2 protein-coding genes are annotated in these 1,213 nt (G+C 72.7%); both read left to right on the forward strand.

Annotated features, from left to right (window positions below; translation table 11 throughout):
* On the forward strand, window positions 1-256 hold a 256-nt coding region (locus C6N75_RS31025; RefSeq protein WP_181160673.1), incomplete at its 5' end, for a hypothetical protein.
* A 57-nt stretch (window positions 257-313) separates the two neighbouring features.
* Window positions 314-1,147, forward strand: coding sequence for a hypothetical protein (locus C6N75_RS29660; protein ID WP_105871920.1), 834 nt, complete (start codon window positions 314-316; stop codon window positions 1,145-1,147).
* Window positions 1,148-1,213 lie beyond the last annotated feature (66 nt).

The following is a 1,213-nucleotide window of genomic DNA, read 5'->3' on the forward strand; positions in this document are numbered from 1 at the left end:
CCGCCGCACCCTCGTGACCCTGCCGTTCTGGCGCGAGTGGTACGAGGAGCAGCGCGGTTGGAACGACCCGGAAGACCAGGCGCCGGACGTGCTGTTCATCGCCGACCAGTCGCACCCTGGGATACCCGAGTGGGGCGCGTACAACGACCTCCGCCGCGAGCAGGCCGCCGCCCTGGCCGCCGCCCCCGAGGCGCCCGCGATCACCGCCGGGGCGCCCGCCCTCGCCGCCGCTGCGCCCCTCTCCCTCACCTCCTGACCTCCGCTCCACCCTGCCGCCCGGCACCGTGCCGGGCGGCCCACCGAAGGGACACCCATGTACTCCGCGACCATGCCGCGCAACTTCGCCGCCAAGGTCTTCGGCCGCCTGATGAACGCCGCGTTCCTTTCCCAGCAGCACGCCCTCACCGACCTCGGGCCCTTCACGGGCCTGGTGTGGCGCTGCGTCTGCAAGGAGCTGAACACCCTCGACCTCACGGCGTGCGGCGGCTGCCACGAGGCGCGCCTGTGGACCAAGGACGTCACCCCGCCCCGGTACCAGTACGGCACCCTCCTGGAAGACCTCCGCGCCGCGCTGACCGAGTGGTTCGATGACCGGCCGAAGGTGCGCCGCCCGGCCGCGATCAGCTTCCGCGTCACCACCGAGTACGACGACGGCCCGGCGTGGGCCACCTGGGACACCACCGCCTACTTCACCGACTCCCCGACCGGCCAGACGTACGGGGAGGACTTCGAGCGGTCGTTCGTCTCTGAGGCCCTGGTGGAGCTCGGCGACTTCGACCGGCCGCAGGTCGGTGACGTCCTCCGCGTCGTCATCCCCTCCCCGTTCACCGAGCCGGCTGAGGGCACGCGCAGCACCGAGTACACGTACACCGTCAGCGAGTACGCCGTGGAGGCCGCGAGCGTCCTCGGGGAGGGCTGGGGCACCGAGTCCGGGTACATCGGCGCCTACGGGAAGCTCTGGGGCCCCGACGGTCCCACGTACCGCGTGTTCGTGGACGAGTACGACGACCTGGTGGTCGCGCTCCACGACGACCCCGACGGCAAGCGCATCACGGTCGACCTCCCCAACGGCGCGCCCTCCCTCCCGTACGAGCTGCGCGCCGTCGGCGAGGACATCGCCGCGATCATCCGCGCCAACTTCGCCTGACCCGCCCGCCGTACGCCGCCCGGCCCGCGCGCCGGGCGGCGTACGGCGGGCGGGTCAGGCGAAGTT

This window comes from Streptomyces solincola (assembly GCF_002982015.1).
Classification (GTDB): domain Bacteria; phylum Actinomycetota; class Actinomycetes; order Streptomycetales; family Streptomycetaceae; genus Streptomyces; species Streptomyces solincola.